Source organism: Parendozoicomonas haliclonae (assembly GCF_900174585.1).
GTDB lineage: Bacteria > Pseudomonadota > Gammaproteobacteria > Pseudomonadales > Endozoicomonadaceae > Sansalvadorimonas > Sansalvadorimonas haliclonae.
Window position 1 is genome coordinate 1 of sequence record NZ_FWPT01000007.1, and the last position, 19,224, is coordinate 19,224.

General features: G+C 53.2%; 17 protein-coding genes and 2 tRNA genes. 13 read left to right on the top strand and 6 right to left on the bottom strand.

Annotated elements, in window-relative coordinates; genetic code table 11:
* The coding region (locus EHSB41UT_RS14920) for an MFS transporter (RefSeq protein WP_133060530.1) at window positions 1–1,107 on the bottom strand (1,107 nt) is incomplete at its 3' end.
* 103 nt (window positions 1,108–1,210) lie between these two features.
* On the opposite strand from EHSB41UT_RS14920, the gene EHSB41UT_RS14925 reads away from it, so the two are divergent.
* Genes EHSB41UT_RS14925 through EHSB41UT_RS14940 form a run of 4 tightly spaced genes read left to right on the top strand, consistent with a single transcriptional unit; the run spans window position 1,211 to window position 7,150 of the window.
* Window positions 1,211–2,992: an IucA/IucC family protein gene (locus tag EHSB41UT_RS14925; protein ID WP_087111261.1), complete on the top strand. Its 1,782-nt coding sequence runs from the start codon at window positions 1,211–1,213 to the stop codon at window positions 2,990–2,992.
* Complete coding sequence (locus tag EHSB41UT_RS14930) at window positions 2,989–4,020, top strand: GNAT family N-acetyltransferase (RefSeq protein ID WP_087111263.1); 1,032 nt, start codon at window positions 2,989–2,991, stop codon at window positions 4,018–4,020. Before EHSB41UT_RS14925 ends, EHSB41UT_RS14930 begins: the two co-directional genes overlap by 4 nt.
* Window positions 4,021–4,025: 5 nt before the next feature.
* Window positions 4,026–5,831, top strand: coding sequence for an IucA/IucC family protein (locus tag EHSB41UT_RS14935; protein ID WP_087111265.1), 1,806 nt, complete (start codon window positions 4,026–4,028; stop codon window positions 5,829–5,831).
* Complete coding sequence (locus tag EHSB41UT_RS14940) at window positions 5,828–7,150, top strand: lysine N(6)-hydroxylase/L-ornithine N(5)-oxygenase family protein (RefSeq protein WP_087111267.1); 1,323 nt, start codon at window positions 5,828–5,830, stop codon at window positions 7,148–7,150. The genes EHSB41UT_RS14935 and EHSB41UT_RS14940 overlap by 4 nt, the downstream gene beginning before the upstream one ends.
* Before the next feature lie 232 nt (window positions 7,151–7,382).
* On the opposite strand, the gene EHSB41UT_RS14945 is transcribed toward EHSB41UT_RS14940, so the two are convergent.
* Together EHSB41UT_RS14945 and EHSB41UT_RS14950 are read right to left on the bottom strand one after the other, a co-directional pair.
* Window positions 7,383–7,473: transfer RNA gene (locus EHSB41UT_RS14945), tRNA-Ser, on the bottom strand.
* 89 nt (window positions 7,474–7,562) lie between these two features.
* Window positions 7,563–7,653, bottom strand: a tRNA-Ser gene (locus tag EHSB41UT_RS14950).
* A 152-nt stretch (window positions 7,654–7,805) separates the two neighbouring features.
* Here EHSB41UT_RS14950 and EHSB41UT_RS14955 point away from each other — a divergent pair.
* From EHSB41UT_RS14955 to EHSB41UT_RS14990, 8 genes are all read left to right on the top strand, one after another.
* Window positions 7,806–8,480, top strand: coding sequence for a Bax inhibitor-1/YccA family protein (locus EHSB41UT_RS14955; protein WP_087111268.1), 675 nt, complete (start codon window positions 7,806–7,808; stop codon window positions 8,478–8,480).
* 136 nt (window positions 8,481–8,616) lie between these two features.
* Entirely contained in the window at window positions 8,617–9,222 is a 606-nt protein-coding gene (locus EHSB41UT_RS14960; protein WP_087111270.1) for a hypothetical protein, read from the top strand.
* A gap of 92 nt (window positions 9,223–9,314) precedes the next feature.
* Window positions 9,315–9,707 carry a sulfurtransferase complex subunit TusD gene (gene tusD / locus EHSB41UT_RS14965; protein ID WP_087111789.1) on the top strand — a complete coding sequence of 131 codons (393 nt, stop codon included), beginning with the start codon at window positions 9,315–9,317 and terminating at the stop codon, window positions 9,705–9,707.
* Window positions 9,708–9,709: 2 nt separating this feature from the next.
* Window positions 9,710–10,066 (top strand): sulfurtransferase complex subunit TusC, encoded by a 357-nt coding sequence (gene tusC, locus EHSB41UT_RS14970; protein WP_087111272.1) that lies wholly within the window; start codon window positions 9,710–9,712, stop codon window positions 10,064–10,066.
* 10 nt (window positions 10,067–10,076) lie between these two features.
* Window positions 10,077–10,379: a sulfurtransferase complex subunit TusB gene (gene tusB, locus EHSB41UT_RS14975; protein ID WP_087111273.1), complete on the top strand. Its 303-nt coding sequence runs from the start codon at window positions 10,077–10,079 to the stop codon at window positions 10,377–10,379.
* A complete protein-coding gene (locus EHSB41UT_RS14980) occupies window positions 10,379–10,705 on the top strand; it encodes a TusE/DsrC/DsvC family sulfur relay protein (protein WP_087111275.1) in 327 nt (108 codons plus the stop codon). The genes tusB and EHSB41UT_RS14980 overlap by 1 nt, the downstream gene beginning before the upstream one ends.
* Window positions 10,706–10,879: 174 nt before the next feature.
* A complete protein-coding gene (locus tag EHSB41UT_RS14985) occupies window positions 10,880–11,419 on the top strand; it encodes a thymidine kinase (protein ID WP_087111278.1) in 540 nt (179 codons plus the stop codon).
* Window positions 11,419–12,069 carry a deoxynucleoside kinase gene (locus EHSB41UT_RS14990; RefSeq protein WP_087111280.1) on the top strand — a complete coding sequence of 217 codons (651 nt, stop codon included), beginning with the start codon at window positions 11,419–11,421 and terminating at the stop codon, window positions 12,067–12,069. The genes EHSB41UT_RS14985 and EHSB41UT_RS14990 overlap by 1 nt, the downstream gene beginning before the upstream one ends.
* An 18-nt stretch (window positions 12,070–12,087) precedes the next feature.
* Here the strand turns inward: EHSB41UT_RS14990 and cysG are convergent, their stop codons facing one another.
* Together cysG and EHSB41UT_RS15000 are read right to left on the bottom strand one after the other, a co-directional pair.
* Window positions 12,088–13,488: a siroheme synthase CysG gene (gene cysG, locus EHSB41UT_RS14995; RefSeq protein WP_087111282.1), complete on the bottom strand. Its 1,401-nt coding sequence runs from the start codon at window positions 13,486–13,488 to the stop codon at window positions 12,088–12,090.
* 107 nt (window positions 13,489–13,595) lie between these two features.
* On the bottom strand, window positions 13,596–15,668 hold the full coding sequence (locus tag EHSB41UT_RS15000) for a hypothetical protein (RefSeq protein ID WP_133060531.1): 2,073 nt from the start codon (window positions 15,666–15,668) through the stop codon (window positions 13,596–13,598).
* Between the two features lie 245 nt (window positions 15,669–15,913).
* Between EHSB41UT_RS15000 and EHSB41UT_RS15005 the strand changes: the two genes are divergently transcribed.
* The gene (locus EHSB41UT_RS15005) at window positions 15,914–17,848 is read left to right on the top strand and encodes a tyrosine-protein phosphatase (protein WP_087111285.1); all 1,935 of its coding nucleotides are present in this window, start codon (window positions 15,914–15,916) and stop codon (window positions 17,846–17,848) included.
* 74 nt (window positions 17,849–17,922) lie between these two features.
* On the opposite strand, the gene serS is transcribed toward EHSB41UT_RS15005, so the two are convergent.
* Window positions 17,923–19,215: a serine--tRNA ligase gene (serS, locus tag EHSB41UT_RS15010; protein WP_087111287.1), complete on the bottom strand. Its 1,293-nt coding sequence runs from the start codon at window positions 19,213–19,215 to the stop codon at window positions 17,923–17,925.
* Window positions 19,216–19,224 lie beyond the last annotated feature (9 nt).

Below are 19,224 nucleotides of genomic sequence, written 5' to 3' on the forward strand. Positions count from 1 at the left end.
GAAGAGAGCCGCCATGCCCGCCCCCAGAGCCCCCCCACCACTGTGCATCATGCTCAACACTCCGGTTATACGCCCCCTCTCTGCAGGAACCTTCCCACTGAGAAGTGCGGTATAGGCCGGAGTCATCAACATGACAGAGACGGCCGCCAGCGAGAGCCCCAGCCAGATACCAGCGCCCCCTTCCAACTGAATCAGCAAAAAGCAGCCGACAAGCAAAAGTGTTGCGCCCGTCTTTATGAATAACGGGTACCTTTGCCCGATAAAGCGCGTAAACAACGCATAGGTCAGCACGGTAATCAGCGACAGAGTCAACATCAGCCAGGAGAGCTGCTCCGTTGTCTCGGCAGGGCTCAAATCCAAACGCCACGACATAAGCGGGCCAACAATCAACTGCAGGGCACCGAAAATCGCTGTCAGTAAAACAGCGATAAAGAAAACCGGCGCCCCCCACTTCACAATCCCTAACAAACTGGCAGGCCTGACACCCGTTGCCGGGGCCGCCGCTGACGGGAACTGACGCCCATGACCCAACATGATCATCAGAAGCAGAGGCGTGACCGCCAACACCAGACACATAACGACAACCCCAAAATGCACGGCCACAAAACCAAACAAAGGCCCCACAAGGCGACCAATATTCATCGCCGCCGACAAGCTGCCAAGCGCCCGAGCCCCATGCTCTTTGGAAGCTTGATCCATAACGGCTGCCTGCACGGTTGGGTAAAGCCCGCCCACAAAGGCACCATAAACAAGACGACTGACAACAATAATCCCTAACGCCCCCTCAGACGTTATCACCCCTTTCTGCGCCAGCAGGATCGCCGCCGCCAACAAAACATACCCAACAACCATGGCGATCAATCCCGCACGAATCACGGTCTTACGCCCGATACGATCACTCTTGTCGCCCCAAAATGGCGCAGCAAAAAATACCATCACCATGCCAACAGAAAGTGCCATGGTCAGCATGGAATAGCTGATTCCCGTTGTCTGACTCAGTAGCGGCAAACAAACGAGCAATGCCGTTTGCCCCGCGCCCTGAAGAATAACCGCAACGAACAGGGAGAGAGATTGAATCCTGCTGCCGATTGAAGCCTTATTTCTCATTTTTATCAGTTTGTGTTGATTTTATATTCGCCCTGTGGAGACAATATAAATGATAACGATTCTCATTACCAAACAAAAACAAATAATTTTTCAAGGATAAATTGTGCAGACGCATTCACGTTCTGCAGCCGAAGTGCTGGCAATCAATAGTTTTTTCAATGCGCTGCTCCGGGAGTGGCATCCATGGCAATGGCGGGGACAGAACAAAATTACCCTCCCACTACTGGAAAACGATGGTGTCCTTCAACTGGAGCTGGAGCAGAAAGGCATAGCCGGACGACACAGGTTTAAGCCTGAGCTGCAACATATTTCACCCGATGGATCAGAGAAGTCTATACCCTTTCTGGAATCAGCCAGACTGCTCTGTAAGAAACTGGCGCAGGACAAATCAATCCATCAGGCAGCCATCAGTGACTTTCTGGCGCGGGTAGAAAACAGCGTGACCAACACGCAACAGACCCTTGCTGAACGCAGCCAGAATCTGGAAGCGTTATATCATCAGGACACGACATTTCAGGAATCTGAACAAGGCTTGCTGGCCGGGCATTCCGTACATCCGGTCCCCAAAAGCCGCACGGGTATGAACAGCTCGGATACCCATCTCTATGCCCCCGAGTTTGGCCAGACATTTGCCCTGCACTGGTTTGCCATAGATAACCGGATGCTCAGTGATGAAAGTGCGGAAGCTTTGTCATTTGCTCAACTCACCAGACAACTCGCGGAAGATGATCCGGCCCTGGGCGTACAGTTTCTGGAAGGGATTCCTGAAGGGTTCACACTGCTGCCTGCCCACCCCTGGCAGGCGCGCCAGTGGCTAAAACATGAGTCTATCGCCCAACTCATCCTTGATGGCCATATGCAGGACTTTGGCGCTCATGGCTCTCACTGGGCGGCCACATCGTCCATGCGTGCCGTTCATGCCTACCACGCCCGCCATATGCTGAAGTTTTCCCTGAGCGTCAAACTGACCAACTCTCTGCGCCACCTTTTGCCCAAGGAAGTGGAACGGGGCAAGGAGATCTTCCGGGCACTGCAAACACAACAGGGACAAAGCTTCTCCCAACGCTTCCCGAACTTTCAAATCATTCACGAACCTGCCCATGCCTGCATTATGGATGCTGACGGCCAGCCCATAGCAGAAACCATGGTCGTTTTTCGTGACAATCCTTTCCCGAAACAAGACTCCGCCCATATCGAGCTGCTGGCGACGCTGACCCAGGACAACCCGAACGGCGACTGCAGGTTAATTAACCGCCTCCACCTGCTGGCCATGAGCGAAGCTCGGCCTTTTTCCGCAGTAGCAACCGACTGGTTCAAAGCCTTTCTGACAAAAGTCATAGAGCCACTGCTGGCGGCACAATACGACTACGGGCTACTGTTTGGTGCCCATCAGCAGAATCTGCTGATCGACCTGACCACGGGATATCCGACACGCGCCTGGTTTCGGGATTGCCAGGGAACCGGTTTTTCCCCCGTGGCCCAGGCTCTGTTTGCCGAGGTGCTCCCTAAAAATCCTGTGCATAACGAACACCATATCAGTGGCGATATCGGTAACAAACTCTTTACCTATTATCTTCTGATCAACACCACATTCGGGGTCACAGGCGCCCTGGCTTCATCCGGTGAAATCGCGGAGAAAGACCTGCTGCATGATTTAAAAACCTTTTTGAAAAAACTTCGGGGTAACAATCCCCGCGATACCTCCTGCCTCGATTACATGCTTGAGAGTGACACCCTTCAGGCCAAGGGCAATTTCTTCTGCTGCCTGACCGCCATCAATGAAAACACTCTGGAAAACCCTCTGGGTATTTATCACCCCATGGGCAACCCTCTTCTCATGGACTCTTCTGAACACATCAAAAACAAGAACGGCCAATCATCATGAAAACCAACGTGTCCTTTACCGTACCGGTTGCTACCGGTGATACGGTGACCATCACCCTGCTTTCCAGCTACGCATTTTCAGCCAGCACCGGAAGTCAGGCACTGACTGTCGAAGCCAGCCAAAGTGAAAATACACCCATACTGTCTCTTGCTCTGACAGAGACGAATGCCACAGATAAGCTGTCAGTTCTGCTGGCGACATTGGCCGACTACCTGTTTTCCCGCTCTGACGTGCTGGAAGAGTTAACCCTCAATCAAGCCCTGGTCAATCATCTCAACAGCCACTGCCAGGGCGATGAACTGATCAGCAGCTTGAACAACGACAAGACTGGAACAATCCTGCGTGCGGCCTTCTACCAGAACGGTCTTCTCTGGCACTGGCGCGGCTCACGCAACCCGGTTGCCGAAACCTGGGCATTCAATGATCAGAACATTCGTCACCCAGAGCGTCTCCCCCAACCGGAAGGCCTGCTTTACCAACGCTATGATTTTTCCAATGATCTTCTGGTTACACTGGAGACACTCGATCCAGACCGGCATCTGGATCTGTTTCACGACTGGATGAACCAACCCCGTGTCGCCGAATTCTGGGAATTGGATAAAAGTAAGCAAGAACTGAAAGACTACATCGTAAAACAACGGGCCGACCGCTACAGCTGGCCCGTTCTGGCCTGCCTCAACGGTGAACCTCTGGGATATCTCGAAATTTACTGGGTCATGGAAGACCGTCTCGGCCCCTATTACCCATGCCAGCCGTGGGACAGGGGCAGCCATGTCCTGGTGGGCAACACCAACTTTCTCGGCCCACGCTATTCCAAAACCTGGACCTGTGCCTTGAGTCACTTCCTGTTTCTGGACGACCCACGCACTCGCACGCTGGCCGGAGAGCCACGGGCAGATAATCAGCGCCTGCTGAAACTCTTAGAGCCAGCCAGATGGTTTTTCGTGAAGGAATTCGACTTCCCCCATAAACGTTCCGCCCTGATCCAGTGCCACCGTGAGACGTTCTTCCAACAGGTGAGGCTGTAAGTGCGATGACAGATATCAACAGACCCGCCGTAGAAAACCGCACGCTTTGGGAACAGGCCAACCGTGCCATGCTGGCAAAGTCCATAGCCGAGCTGAACTGGGAAGAGTTGATTACGCCCAGATGCATTGCCAACAACCAGTGGCGTTTGTCGTTGGAAAGCGATGTTCTCTACCGGTTCTCCGCCTGGAGAAATATCTGGGGGCAGCTGGTGATTGACCCGAACAGCGTCTCACGATTTCCAGGCTTATCAGGTTGCTGTGCCCGTCAATTCTATATTGATGCTCAAAAGGAACTGGGCATGTCTGATGCAACCCTGGGAAATCTGCTTGAAGAGCTGGCCAATACACTGATGGCAGACTGCCAGCGTCTGGCAAAACATACTCTTCCAGCTTCCCGTCTGATTCAACTGACAGACGACGACTTACAGGTTTACCTGGATGGACATCCAAAAATCAGTGCCAACAAAGGCAGGCTCGGCTGGGGCTTGGATGAGTTTGAGCAATACGGTACCGAAGCCGGGGCAAAAGTGCAGCTGCTCTGGCTCGCCGCCCATCGCCAAAAGTGCCAGCTTGCACTCTCATCCAATGTCCGTGAACAGGATCTTTATAAAGCCCTGCTAACTCAAGAAGAGTTCCAGCGGCTTGAGCAAGCCATGGAAGCACAAAGTGTCACAAGACAGGATTATCTGCTGATCCCTGTTCACCCATGGCAATGGTCCCATAAACTGGCGACCCACTTTGCCGCAGAACTTGCCAATAAAAACCTGATCTGCCTCGGCGCTTTTGGTGATGGTATGCAGCCGCTTCAATCATTGCGGACTCTGGCTAACGCAGAAAGGCCTGAGCAACACCATATCAAACTCCCGCTGACCATTCTCAACACCTCCTGCTATCGGGGCATTCCCGGTCGTTATATAACTGCGGGGCCGGTGATCTCAGAGTGGTTGTCCGGACTGGCCAAAAACGATACGACACTGGCAAAAAGCCGGTTGATCGTTCTGCAGGAACCTGCAGGTGCCTTCTACCCTCACCCGCTTTATGAACAAATTAACAATGCGCCTTACCGCTTCCAGGAAATGCTTGGCTGTATCTGGCGCGAAAGCGTTGCCAGCCATCTGGCAGCCGAAGAGAACTCGGTTCTCATGTCTGCCCTGTTCCAGAAAGACAGTCATGGTTACCCATTAATCTGCGAATACATCCACCAATCCGGCCTCTCTACTGAAGACTGGCTGGAACGCCTGTTTACAGCAACGGTCATACCGCTCTATCACCTGATGTGCCGTTATGGCATTGGACTGGTCGCCCATGGCCAGAACATCACCCTGGTTTTAAAAGATGGCGTTCCAGAAAGAATGGCCATCAAAGATTTCCAGGGTGACCTGCGCCTGACTGAAAACAATTATCCAGAACAAGAAGGCCTGCCTGATGCCATTAAAGAGATTCTTGGCCGCCTGCCGGAGAAGTATCTGGTTCATGATCTTCTGACAGGGCACTTTGTGACAGTCCTGCGTTTTATATCTACCGCGCTGGCTGAACAGAATTTTGCAGAACTGCGTTTTTATCGCTGCCTGGGCAACGTTATCAACCACTATCAGAGCGCCCACCCGGAGCTCAATGAACGCTTCAAGCTTTTTGATCTGCTCATGCCGGACATAGAGCGCATCTGCCTGCACCGGGTACGTTTTCAGCAGGGTTATGACGATTCTGCGGAACGCCCTTTACCGGCTCTGGGTACGCCTTTAAAGAACCCACTGTTTCTTGCGCAACACGAAGACTCTCCCCACCAAACATCAAAGGACATTGCATCATGACCACACATAAAGAGCTCCTCGATCTGGCGGGTATTGGTGTTGGCCCGTTTAACCTGAGCCTGGCCGCCCTTCTGGACTCTATTCCCGAATGCCACGCTCGTTTTTTTGATGATAAAAGCCGGTTCAGCTGGCATCCCGGGTTAATGCTGCCCGGTGCCCGCATGCAGACCTCCTGTCTGAAGGATCTTGTCACTCCAGTGTCGCCCACCAGCCCCTGGTCGTTTATGAACTTTTTGGTCACCCAGGGCCGCTTCTACGACTTTATGTCTCTGGAGTCGTTGGTTGTCAGCCGTCAGGAATTTACCAGTTACCTGTCCTGGGTTGCCGACAACCTTCCCAGCCTGGCATTCAATACGCCTGTTCGGGAGATCAGCTTCCAGAAAGATCGCTTCCTGATTCGGACGGATAACAAAGATTTCATTGCCAACAATATCTGCATGGGCAGTGGCAAAAAACCTTATATCCCGCCATGTGCCCGCACACACCTCAGCAACAACTGCTTCCATGCCACCAGCCTGAATACACGACGGCCGGAACTCGCAGGCAAGCGGGTAGCTGTCGTCGGCGGAGGGCAAACGGGTGCAGAAGTGTTTATGAACAGCCTCCATGGCCTTTGGGGTAAGCCCGCCGATATTGTCTGGATATCACGGCGTCCGAACTATGAGCCTCTGGACGAAAGTCCGTTTACTAATCAGTTTTTCACCCCTGATTATGTCGATGCTTTTCATGGCATTGAGGACGAACGCAAAGCACACATTACCCAAAGACAGAAACTGGCCAGTGATGGTATTACCCCGGCCTATCTCAGCCAGATGTATGAAGAACTGTACTACCAGAACTATGTTGAGCAGGGTCGCCTCCCAGACTGGCAACTGGCACCGGATAGAGAACTGGTTCAGATGGAAAAAAACATAGGCGGATACCAGCTGGAACTGACCAATAAATTTCAAAACACCCGAGAAAACCTGACCGTCGATGCCATTATCCTGTGCACAGGTTTTGAGTATTGCCTGCCAGAGTATCTGGAACCCTTGCTTCCCTTAATTCCCGGTGGCGAATCAGGGCAGCTCCCCCTTGATAAAGACTTCAGGGTGCAATGGGATGGCCCGGGTGACCGAAAAATATTTGCGGTGAATGCCGGTCTTCACAGCCACGGCATTGCAGAGCCCCAGCTCAGCTTGAATGCCTGGCGTTCAGCAAAGATCATCAATAACCTGTTCCAGGAAAAACACTTTGATTTAGGTGGCAAACCAAGGCTAATGCAGTGGAGCTCGTGGAATCATATCTCTAAGGATGGCAAGCCTCGCAATGCGGCTTGAGTTGACCACGGCATTCTGATCAAAAAGTCAGATAAGTAGAAGTCGTTACCCAGATTGCTGGCATACCCCAATATCTTCAGCTTTTGAAATATTGGGGTTTTCTGAAAGGATCATGAGTCAGATGTGTTGACTGCCTTGATTGAGATAAGATGCAGAATGCAGGTAAGCTTTTGATTTTTTAAAAGATAAAGAAAAGCCCCGAAACCTGATCGGCCTCGGGGCTTCCTTACTATGGCGGAGGGATAGGGATTCGAACCCTAGAAGGGCTATTAACCCTCGCCGGTTTTCAAGACCGGTGCTTTCAACCGCTCAGCCATCCCTCCGCAGGGATACCTGCCTTATAAATATAGATTCGCTTATAACGCAGTGGCATTAAAAAAGGTTCGAGACCGTTAGCCACGAACCTTTAATATGGCGGAGGGACAGGGATTCGAACCCTGGGTAGGGTATTAGCCTACGCTGGTTTTCAAGACCAGTGCTTTCAACCGCTCAGCCATCCCTCCGGCAACCATCTGAGCCTCAGCTCGTCAGGACGATGTGAATGTTACTGAAAATTTCTTCCGAGTCAACGTCCTATGGTCTTGATTTGCGCTATCGGCACAGTATCCTTAACCATAATTGAAAATTTTCGGGAATCACCTACAGGGAGATAGCAATGGCTCAATCACCTTCCTCTTATATCCGCGAGCAGTCGGCTCAGGGCGGACTCCTCAGCACCCATAAAGTGCTGCGTAACACTTATGCCCTTCTGGGCATGACTCTGGTCTTCAGCGCACTGGCTGCTGCCGCTACCATGGCCATGGGTCTTGGCCGAGGCGCCGCTCTGGCCATGATGATCGGCGGCTTTATCATGCTGTTCGTAGTTCAAAAGATGGCTGACAGCGCCAAAGGCCTGCCAGCCATCTTTGTATTTGCCGGCCTGATGGGCGGCTCCCTTGGCCCAATGCTGAGTGCCTACCTGGCTCTGGCTAACGGCCCGATGCTGATCATGCAGGCTCTGGCGGGCACTGCGGTTGTGTTCTTCTCCCTGTCTGCCTACGTGCTGACCACCAAGAAAGACTTTTCTTTCATGGGCGGCTTCCTGATGGTCGGTATGGTCGTAGCCATGATCGCCATGATCGCCATGTTCTTCTTCAACACCCCATTCATTCAGATGGCCTGGTCTGCCGGTATTGTCCTGCTGATGTCCGGCTTCATCCTGTTTGATACCAGCCGTATCATCCACGGCGGTGAAACCAACTACATCCGCGCAACTGTGGCTCTGTACCTGAACATCTACAACCTGTTCGTGAATCTGCTGGCTCTGCTGGGCATGGGCAGCGACGACTAAACGGCTCAAAGTCTCTACGACTTTAGTCTAAAAAAACCTCGCTTCGGCGAGGTTTTTTTATGCCTGCGGAACTTCTCCAGACAATATCCGTCCAAATACCCGATATACAACTGTCGCAAAAAACAGGGAGGTTTTTATGCGCAATAAAACACTGATTGGCTTAACGGCCGCAATCATCCTCGCCGCTACCGCCTTTGGCGTGCAGGCCGACACCCGTCTGGTCGACAACAGCAACCACAGCAGTGCCTTGAGCACTGATCTGGACGAGGATTTCGAGTTTGACTATGTAGGCAAGCCCTTCAATATGCAGTGCGCCTATCAAATCAAACTGAGCTCTGAAGATGACTCCATCTTAACGCAAACCATCAATGTCACGAATATTTCACCGGCTAGCCTGGTCTTCCCTGTCGCCATCACTTCGATCTGCGATGAGTGTGGCGATACGATTACCACCATGTATGACTTCATTCTTGAAGCTGACGAACCGGATGAAATCATCAATCTTCAGTCTTATCATGATGAAAATTATGCCAATATCTTTGGTATGGATTACATCCCCAAGCCTTACTTTAAAGTGCTTGTTGAGTGCGATGAAGACGAGCTGGTGACCGAACCTGAGGCTATCGTTGAATCTCCGGATGCTCCTGACGCCCCAGAAACGGATAGCAAGTCTTCTGCTCCAGAGGTCGCTACTCAGAAAGAGTCCAGTGACGTGATCTTTAGAGAAGCTTCCACCCTGTAAGTTCAGCCCCTGAACGGACACCTTCGGGTGTCCGTTTTTCCCCTACCGATGTTCATGCTAAGATGCGCAGCTGTTTTCACTGCTGCAACTCCATGAAGTACACACTGATCATCCACGGCTCACCGGCTGCCAGCCCGTCCAGCCAGACAGCACTTCGCTTCGCCCGCACAGCCCTCCGTCAGGGGCATGAACTGGTGCGCATTTTCTTTTTAGGTGATGGTGTCTATACCGCCTCCCGGATTGCTGTTGCTCCTCAGGGTGAACAGGATCTTTATCAGGAATGGCGCAATTTGGGTGTGGAACATGGCCTGGATATGGTGGTCTGTATTTCTGCAGCACTGAAACGCGGTTTGCTCGATGAGCAGGAAGCTCAGCGTTATAACCAGCCGGCATTTACCGTTGAGCCCCCTTTTACCGTTTCCGGTCTGGGTCAGCTGGTTGATGGCACGGTTACCGCCGACCGCACGATTACCTTCGGAGCCTGATCATGGCCAGCCTTTGCATTCTCAGCTCCCACACGCCCTATGGCAGCACGTTGGTTCGTGATGGCATCGAGACGCTGCTGGTTGCCGCCAGTTATGATCTTGATACCGCACTGGTGGCCCTCGGTCCGGGTATTTTGCAGCTGCTCAAGGAACAGGCACCTGACGCCTTGCCCGGCAAGAACACCAGCTCGATGCTGATGGCTCTTGAGCTGTATGGTGTGGAGTCAGTGTATGTCTGCCAGGAAGACCTGCACGAATACGGCCTGACCTGTGAAGATCTGCTGATCGAAACGAAAGCCATTGCCCGTTCGGAACTGGCCGGTTTGCTGAGCAGTTTTGATCACGTCCTGAATTTTTGACGGCAAACGGATGACAACACTTCACCTTATCAGCAAACCTGCTGGTCACCCGGCGGTCAGCCAGGCATTGAGCGTGGCCCAGCCCGGCGATGCCCTGCTTTTCCTGGGTGACGGCGTGACTACGTTAATGGCCGGCAGTCAGGGCTTTCAGGTTCTGGCGGATCTTGATCGCGAGATCACCCTGTACGGGCTGGCGGCAGATATACAGGCTCGCGGTCTCAGCACTCGTCTGGCCGAACGGGTTGTGATGGCCGACGACGATCTCTTTGTAACTTTAACCGCACAGCATGCGCGAACTCTTAGCTGGTTCTGATGACTGATACCTTAAAAACACCCGAATTGGATAACGACGGCTATCTGGTCCACCTCTCAGACTGGAACGAACAGACCGCCGACAATCTGGCCCGGGATGAAAATATTACTCTGACTCCTGAACACTGGGAGATCATTCATATCATTCGGGAGTTCTACGACACGTTTGAACTGTCACCGAGTCAGCGGCCTTTGGTGAAGTTCGTCAAGGAGAGACTGGGCCCGGAAAAAGGCAACAGTATTTATTTAATGAAACTGTTTCCCGGCAGCCCTGCGAAGCTGATCGCAAGAATTGCCGGCTTGCCACGACCCACTAACTGCTTTTGACAGGATTGCGTCTCCTGTAGGCAAGTGAAGGCCGTCGTCTGTCGCAAGCTGGCACAGCTTTCACTCCTATTACATAATTCAAGCGTTTCATTTACTTATTGCCGGAATAGCGGCGTACTCCTATAGTGCGCGGCTCTCAAAACGACGCGACCGGCAGGATAAAAATTTACTTTCATGAGCCCAATCACATTTATTTACGGCCCAATGAAGTCCGGTAAGACTGCGCGTCTCATCGGCGATTTTTATGCGATTTCTGAAGATCATTCGGTTCTGGTCGTACGTCCAGCACTGGATACCCGCTCGCCGGATGATAAGGTCAAAAGCCGCAATGGACGCGAACTGCCCTGTGTCGTCTTTGACTCACGGGAAGCACTGGCCCGCCAGCTGGAGGAATACAAGCCGGAATATATTCTGGTAGATGAATCCCAGTTCCTGCCGGAAGAGACCATTCTGTTTCTGGTCAAGCAGTCCCTGTCTGGGCTGCGCGTACGTTTTTATGGCCTGATGACCGACTACCGCGGCAATACCTTTGCGGCATCCGAGTACATCACCCGCTTCGCGGGTCAGCTGGACCCAATCTTCGCTGACTGCAAATGCGGTCAGCCTGCTCAATTCACCCGGTTTACCGGTGAGAGCAATGGCCAGACAATTATTGTCGGCCACGATGAACACTACTTTCCCGTCTGTACCGAGTGCTTCCTGGAGGCTCATTAATGCTTAAGAATCAAACCAACCACTTTGTTGCTGTTGAGGCGAATATCGCTGCAGGTAAATCCACACTGCTGCCTCAACTCGCTACCGAGCTGGGCTGGGAGCCTCTGAAAGAGCCGGTAGACGACCCACGCTTTACCGAACTGCTGGAAGACTTCACCAAGCATCCTCACGATGCCAACCGTCGTATTCGCTTCCAGAAGTACATTACCGAGCGTCGTGCGGGTCTGGTGACTGAGCTGGATACCAGCAAGAACTACCTGATTGAACGTTCCCTGTACTCTGACCTGATCTTCTCTCAGGCCAACTTCCTGTCCATGGAACAGCCAAACGCCATGTACATGGATTACTACTACGACATCAAGCGTCGTCTGCTGGAATACCCACGTATCAGCGCTGTTGTCTACCTGCGTACGACCCCTGAAGTGGCTTATGGCCGCCTGATCTCCCGTGGTCGTGAAGCCGAGAACGGTACGCCACTGTCTTACATTCAGGATCTGCACAACTTCCACGAAGCCTGCCTGCCGCAGATCTGCCGGGAAATGAAAACCCCGCTGATCGAGCTGGAGTGGGATAACTTCGGTTGTGAGAAAGAAGTCGCGCAGATGATTCTCGACATCATCGCCGAAGAAAAGGCCCGTGACGTCGCCTAAGCGACGTCACGAGCTTTATTAAGCGACAGCTGGTTCCTTCTGAGGATGGAACCAGTTGAGCGTTTGATGCAGAGACACCACACTGCCAACGATAATCAACGTTGGCGGTGCTACCTCTTCCCCTTCGATAATATCGGCAATCGTGTTCAACGTGCCCGTCCAGACTTTTTGCCGTGATGTCGTTCCCTGCTGTACCAGTGCTACCGGTGTTTGCGGATCGCGACCATGGGCTACCAGCTGGCGACAGATCTCCCTTAATCCCATCAAGCCCATATAGAAAACAAGCGTCTGATCCGGTGTCGCCATATCCTGCCAGTGCAGATCGATACTGCCATCTTTGAGATGACCGGTAACAAAGCGTACGGACTGCGCATGATCACGATGGGTGAGAGGAATACCGGCATAACTTGCACATCCCGAAGCGGCGGTTATACCCGGCACCACCTGAAAAGGAATGCCCTCTTCAGCCAGGGATTCAATCTCCTCACCTCCCCGGCCAAAAATAAACGGATCACCGCCTTTCAGGCGAAGCACACGACGTCCGCCTTTGGCGAGATCAATTAATAACTGGTTAATATTGCCCTGGGGTACGGCATGCTGGTCACGACGTTTGCCGACGTAGATCATATCCGCATCGCGGCGGCAGAGGTTCAAGACCTCTTTGGAGACCAGACGATCGTAAAGCACTACATCCGCCTGCTGCATCAACCGTAAAGCTTTAAACGTCAAAAGATCAGGATCACCCGGACCGCCACCGACCAAGTACACTTCACCTGTCGTTATTTGCCCCTGCTGCTCCAGTGCCTCGGCCATCATCTCCTCAGCACGCTCCAGCTGCCCGGCCAGCGCCTGTTCAGCCACGGCTCCCTCGAACATACGTTCCCAGAAATAACGGCGTTCATTCAGCGTGGAAAACTTCAACTTAACCTGATCCCGGAAGCGACCAGCCAGAGCTGCCAGCCGGCCATAACCAGCAGGGATCAAACTTTCCAGTCGAGCCCGCAGCATTCTGGCCAGCACCGGGGCTTTACCACCACTGGATAACGCAACAACAATCGGCGAACGATCAACAATGGCTGGCATAATGGCATTGCCCAGATCAGGGCCATCAACAACATTCACAAACAAATGACGCGCCTGTGCATCTTGCGCAACAGCCTGATTGACCGTCATATTTTCTGTCGCAGCAATAACCAGCTGGACACCATCCAGATCATCCGCCTGATAGGCCCGACAGATCACCTGATGGCTGCCGCCACTTAGCAATGCACGAAGTTCAGGAAGAATATCAAGCGCCACCAGCCGTATAGTCGCTCCGGCAGAAAGCAGCAGGCGGACTTTTCGCAGCGCAACATCATGCCCGCCAATAACCAGTACGTGTTTTTGTTTGAGATCCAGGAACAGGGGCAAATAATCCATACTGCGGCCATATTTTTCTAATAGTTGCAGCCACTCTACCTGCCTGCTTTCCTGAACTCCAGTAACAAAACGGTCTTAGCTTATGGGGCTGCATGGTCACATGCCTATCAAGGCTTCGACTTGCGATATCCCGTCGCCTGTCCGTTTTTGGGAACCTCATATTGGTAACGTTGCGCCGGTTGCTCCGCAAGATCCGGGTTATTTTGATTAATAGCCGCCCTATCCGCCTGCGTTGTTTTTACAACCTTACCGGTACGCAGCACATGCCCTTCATGGGTAAAGGCCTGGGCTTCACCACTTTCACGTACGGCAGCAGGAATATACTCCGGCCAGCGCTCAGGACGCAGCACATGCAAAGGAACACTGCGCTCCACATTCCCCACCACACCGTTATAAGCCGCGCCACCTGGCAGCATCCTCTCCACTTTGAAGGCATAAGGCTTATTCTGGTAACTGGTACGAATCACCTCGCCTTCGTGGATCGTCCAGTAGCGCTTATCCAGAGCTTCCGACACAATCGCAGCAATCTGGTTATCATTGAGCGGATCCTTCCCGCCCACCACGCTGATCTCCAGATCCTTTAACAGAGGCAAGCGTACTGGCTGTAAATTGATCTCACTGCCCTTGTGAACCTTCAGCCGGTTCATCATATGTTGGGACATCAGGATTTCGTTATCGTGCTTGCTGTGCCGGTTGGCATCATTCACTGCCCAGCCCTTACGACCATCAGTCCCCGTCAGCTCAAAGTTCCAGGGTGCATCCACAGAGACCAGCAGTTCTTCCGTCAGTTTTTCCGGCAAGGCAATAAAATTACTGTCTTTATAGCGCCCGGAGTGCCCAACCTTCACAACATAGGGCTTGCCGGCGATTTTACGGGTGGTCGCCGCTGCGCCGCTGACACTGGCCACCTTGCCGGCCTGCAGCAATTGGAGACGAGTCGTGACGCCCTCACCAGATGCACGACGCGCGGCGATCAGCTTTGCCCGCCCCTCTGGCTGCAGCCAGGGCTGCAAATACCGATACCAGGCGAACATCATTCCGACATTCAGTAATCCCTGCCCGGCCGCGGTCCAGGCTTCAGAGATCAGACGCAACCGATCAAAAGCCTGACTCTGCTGACCGACGGCTTCAACACTAACAGCTGAAAGGGATCCACCACGAGATTCCTGCTGCACCAGAATCGGACGCTCACCACTCTCAAGCAGATAAGAGCTGCGACTCTCTGAGAGCTCATAATCCAACAGCGGCAATGGAATCTCGGTAAACTCGGTGCTGCGTGCCCGCTCCAGAATACGGCTGACAGCACTGAGCAGCTCCACCTGCAAAGCAGAAATATACAGCCGGCCATCCGCAACCGGCGGCCCATGAAGCCATTGAGCGCCATTTTCAGCAGTTATCAGGCTATCCAGATTTAACCAGTGCCACTGTTGATCCTCCGTGCGCCAGCCCAGCTTCAAGCCGGGTCTGCCAACCACCTGATACAATTCCATATCAATACGCTCAATGCCCTGCCCGGCCATCACCTCATTCAGATACAAAGCCGTCTGCACCCAATAAGGCTGATCCTGCTCAAGCGCTGTCGGTGTCTGCAAAGGGTTGCGGAGAATGGTGAGCACGGAGCTCCCACACTCCGGCGCTGCAGAGGCGCAGGTCGTCAGCTGGAAAAACAGTTGTGATGACAATTCAGGAACAGCCAGCGTGAGTGGAATGCGGACCTGTTCAGCAGGCAACCAGCCGCTTTTGTCCAGCGCGTCGGAAAGGTACCAGGCCGCACTGCCAATACCATATACCAGACCCGCCTTATTCATGACGGACAGTACACTCTCAGGCATAGCCCAGCGCTGACGGGCAAGCCATTCACTGCCCGACAGCCAGGACAAGGATTGCAGCCCGGCAAGAACACCAAGTTGGGCCCCCGCAGTGGTCGGCTTCAGTCCCTGCAGAAAGAAAGGCCCAAGGCCAAAGTCCAGCCAGCTGCCCTCTTCGGTTGAGGCAAACCAGTTGCTTTCCCGCAAACCTTCAGGTGAAGCCGCAGGAAAAGGATCAGGAGGCAGATCCATAGCCGGATAGTCTATATCGCCCCGACACAGCACTGCCCACAGGCAAAACATCACCGTAAGCAACCGAAAGCCGAGCACATAACGCGCCCCCGTTGGCCTCTGGCACAACACTTCCCCCATCCCCAGCTCCCATATTTTTTGTGGTTATGGCCGTCATAGCCAAGACTGTGGCGGAGCAATACTAGTCCAAGCCTGCGATAACGGCGGGCGTTAAAGTGCCAATTCACCGCCAACCCTACCTACCGCAGCCCTTTACCCTGCCGGCGAACGGAAAATTCGCCACCCGAAAACGGTGTTACCCAACACCTACAAGGCTACTGGCTAAACTCAGACCAAAGGTGAGCCATTGGAAAAGGGAGCAGACTATGGGACAGGTCAGTGGTGGCGGCATTTCGCTGACAAGGCAGATTTCCAATGAAATGGGCCAGGCTCTAAAAAGCAGCTCTTCTGACGATAATGTCTTCCGGGTCAAGGTTGGCAAGGGTGATCTGATATTTCTGGCTGACCAGGGTGCACAGGGCAACTGGGGCTCTCGCACCATCAATAAGGGTGAATTAATTAACAAACAGGCCAACAATCTGGCCGCTGGCTATCTGGCACTGCAACTGTATGCCCAGCAGGGTAGCTCCGGGGCTAAAGTTGATGAGCAGCAGCTGCAGGATATGACCCAGGCCTTCAAAACCAAACTGATGGATCGAAAAGTCTCCCAGACAGACATCGGCCTGCATGTCAGCGATGCCCGCAAGATGTTTGAGCAAGGCCAGATGAAAGATGCCCTTCGCGACCTCCCTCACAGCTCCATGAGCGAACTCACCCAGTCACTGCCGCAATATCTGGCTCAAGGCGATTTTGGTGCTGCCCTGCTCCATGAGCGTCTGGATAGCCTCGATTTCAGCAAGAAAGAAAACGCCGATGCCCTGCGCAATCTGACCGTAGGCAGTGGCCAGAAAATGCTGGACGGACATCCGACGTTAAAGCAGGAGCTGACTGAGAAGTGGATTGATGTACGTGCTACCAGCATTGCTTCCCAGCCTCCAAGCCATCCCCCCGGTCAGGATCTGGTTAACGCGAATAATCGCCTTAAAAGCTTTAGCTACAAAAGCTCACCCGAACTTGCCAAACCGGACTCCCGCATCCCCCCGGACATTCTGGCTGCCGTGACACTGAAAGTTGTTGAGATGAGAGCCCAGCAGGCTGGCGAAAGCGGCAACCTGGAATCCATGATGCTGCAGGACTTTGAGAAGGTGACCCAGGGCAATCCAGAACTGGCGAACAATCCACAGTTTAAAGCGGCTTACCTTATGAATCTGGCGCAGGCCTCCAGCAACAAGGAACTCAGCGAAACCGATCTGGATATGGGGATGGGCATACGTTATGAAGCGGTTCAGCCTGGTGCTGTGGATTCTGCTCTCAGCAAAGCCGGCCTTCAACCTGAAACCAAGGCTGGTGCCACATTTGACCGACTGATGCAGTTCTATACCTTCCCGAAAGAACTGGCCAAGGGTGACAACCATCTTCCCTTTCAAAAAACGGTCGGCAAAACTGTTATCTCCCAGAAGCACTCCATCAGCATTAATGGGCAACCGGTCAATGCCAGCCATGTAAAATCCGCCAGCGGTGTGAATATGATTGCCACCAATGGGCCCAATACCAAGCTGGGCAGTGTTGACGCCTTCTTTCAGACTATGGTGCAGGAGAATGTCGATACTCTCGTCAACCTCACCCGGATGAAAGAACAACCGGTCATGCTGGAATATATCCCTTCCCAGCCCAACCAGACTCTTACTGTCGGCAACAATAAAATCACCCTACTGAATCAGACCGGCCATATCAGCCAGGTGCAAATCGAGACCCCGTCCGGCAGCAAAACCTTAAATATTGCCCGCTATCCGAACTGGCCAGACCATGGTGTCGCTACTCCGAAAGCCATGCTCGATTTCTGTCGGGAAGTCGGCAGCTCCACCCCAAGTACTATGGCTACCCACTGCTTTGCCGGTGTAGGCCGAACCGGAACCTTTGATTCCTGTTTCGATGTCGTGCAGATGATTGATGATGGCCGCATCACCAATATGAGGCAGCTGACCAGCCATGTGAATGACCTGATCAAGACCAATCGGCAGCAACGGGGCACGGCCTGGGTGCAGACAGCGGCTCAACATGAACTCATTTATCAGGTTGGACAGATGGCGCTGGAGCAACAGCAATTCGCCAATGGTCCGGACTATGAAAACCTGCCTTTTCAAAACCGGGAACAACCATCCCCACCACCGCCTCCAAGGAAACAGAGCCTGAATCGATAAACCGGATTTCGGTATAAAAAAGAGCCTGCCGGTTATACCGACAGGCTCTTTTGGTAACGAATCAAACCAGAGGCTTATTCGATAATTTCAATACCGCCCATATAAGGCTTCAGAGCTTCCGGCACGTGAATACGGCCCTGCTCGTCCTGATAGTTTTCCATCACCGCCACCATGGCACGGCCAACCGCCAGACCGGAACCGTTCAGGGTGTGAACCAGTTCAGGCTTGCCGGTTTCCGGGTTACGGAAACGCGCCTGCATGCGACGAGCCTGGAAATCCAGACAGTTGGATACAGAGGAGATCTCACGGAACTTCTGCTGACCTGGCAGCCATACTTCCAGATCGTAGGTCTTGGTGGCACCAAAGCCCAGATCACCGCCACACAGGGCAACCACACGGTATGGCAGATCCAGCTTCTGCAGCACCGCTTCCGCATTGCCCGTCATCTCTTCCAGCGCCTCAAAAGACTGCTCTGGATGAACAATACGTACCATCTCAACCTTGTCGAACTGGTGCTGACGGATCATACCGCGGGTATCACGCCCGTAAGAGCCGGCTTCACTGCGGAAGCATGGGGTGTGACCGGTCAGTTTGATCGGCAGCTGGTCAGCTTCCAGAATGCTGTCTGCCACCAGGTTGGTCAGCGTTACTTCAGAGGTAGGAATCAGGTAGTGAGGCTGTTCCTGCTCTTCCGCATTGGTCTTGAACAGATCCGCTTCAAACTTTGGCAGCTGGCCGGTACCACGCAGAGCGTGACCGTGCACCAGGTACGGGGTATAGCACTCTTCGTAACCGTGTTCGCCGGTCTGCACATCCAGCATAAACTGAGCCAGAGCACGGTGCAGTCGAGCGATCTTGTTGCGCATAACCACGAAACGGGAGCCGGACAGCTTGGCGCCGGCATCAAAGTCGAGGCCCAGCTTCTCGCCCAGATCAACGTGATCTTTTGGCTCGAAGGTAAACTCACGTGGAGTACCCCAGGTGCGTACTTCCACGTTGTCGTCTTCTGAGTCGCCATCCGCCACAGATTCGTGGGGAAGGTTTGGCAGGCCCAGCATGATTTCATCCAGAGCAGACAGAATGGCCTGTTCACGGACTTCGGCTTCAGCCAGCTGGCTGTCGATCTTGGACAGCTGTTCGGCAACCTGTGCCTTGGCTTCATCAACGGACAGGCCCTGTCCGATCAGCTGACCAACCTGCTTGGACGCCTGCTTCTTCTCTGCACGCAGGTTCTGTGCCGAGGCCTGAACAGTCTTGCGCTCCGACTCAAGGGACTTGATCTCTTCAACATTCAGATCAAATTTCTTCTTGCGAAGTAACTCAGCAACCTGTTCAGGGTTCTCACGAACGAATCTAGGGTCCAGCATTGGAATCCA

What these genes read in the sequence shown, in the direction of transcription:
- EHSB41UT_RS14930 (WP_087111263.1), top strand. Translation starts at nt 2,989, where the DNA reads ATGAAAACCAACGTGTCCTTTACCGTACCGGTTGCTACCGGTGATACG.
- EHSB41UT_RS14935 (WP_087111265.1), top strand. Translation starts at nt 4,026, where the DNA reads ATGACAGATATCAACAGACCCGCCGTAGAAAACCGCACGCTTTGGGAA.
- EHSB41UT_RS14940 (WP_087111267.1), top strand. Translation starts at nt 5,828, where the DNA reads ATGACCACACATAAAGAGCTCCTCGATCTGGCGGGTATTGGTGTTGGC.
- EHSB41UT_RS14955 (WP_087111268.1), top strand. Translation starts at nt 7,806, where the DNA reads ATGGCTCAATCACCTTCCTCTTATATCCGCGAGCAGTCGGCTCAGGGC.
- EHSB41UT_RS14960 (WP_087111270.1), top strand. Translation starts at nt 8,617, where the DNA reads ATGCGCAATAAAACACTGATTGGCTTAACGGCCGCAATCATCCTCGCC.
- tusD (WP_087111789.1), top strand. Translation starts at nt 9,315, where the DNA reads ATGAAGTACACACTGATCATCCACGGCTCACCGGCTGCCAGCCCGTCC.
- tusC (WP_087111272.1), top strand. Translation starts at nt 9,710, where the DNA reads ATGGCCAGCCTTTGCATTCTCAGCTCCCACACGCCCTATGGCAGCACG.
- tusB (WP_087111273.1), top strand. Translation starts at nt 10,077, where the DNA reads ATGACAACACTTCACCTTATCAGCAAACCTGCTGGTCACCCGGCGGTC.
- EHSB41UT_RS14980 (WP_087111275.1), top strand. Translation starts at nt 10,379, where the DNA reads ATGACTGATACCTTAAAAACACCCGAATTGGATAACGACGGCTATCTG.
- EHSB41UT_RS14985 (WP_087111278.1), top strand. Translation starts at nt 10,880, where the DNA reads ATGAGCCCAATCACATTTATTTACGGCCCAATGAAGTCCGGTAAGACT.
- EHSB41UT_RS14990 (WP_087111280.1), top strand. Translation starts at nt 11,419, where the DNA reads ATGCTTAAGAATCAAACCAACCACTTTGTTGCTGTTGAGGCGAATATC.
- cysG (WP_087111282.1), bottom strand. Translation starts at nt 13,488, where the DNA reads ATGGATTATTTGCCCCTGTTCCTGGATCTCAAACAAAAACACGTACTG.
- EHSB41UT_RS15000 (WP_133060531.1), bottom strand. Translation starts at nt 15,668, where the DNA reads ATGGGGGAAGTGTTGTGCCAGAGGCCAACGGGGGCGCGTTATGTGCTC.
- EHSB41UT_RS15005 (WP_087111285.1), top strand. Translation starts at nt 15,914, where the DNA reads ATGGGACAGGTCAGTGGTGGCGGCATTTCGCTGACAAGGCAGATTTCC.
- serS (WP_087111287.1), bottom strand. Translation starts at nt 19,215, where the DNA reads ATGCTGGACCCTAGATTCGTTCGTGAGAACCCTGAACAGGTTGCTGAG.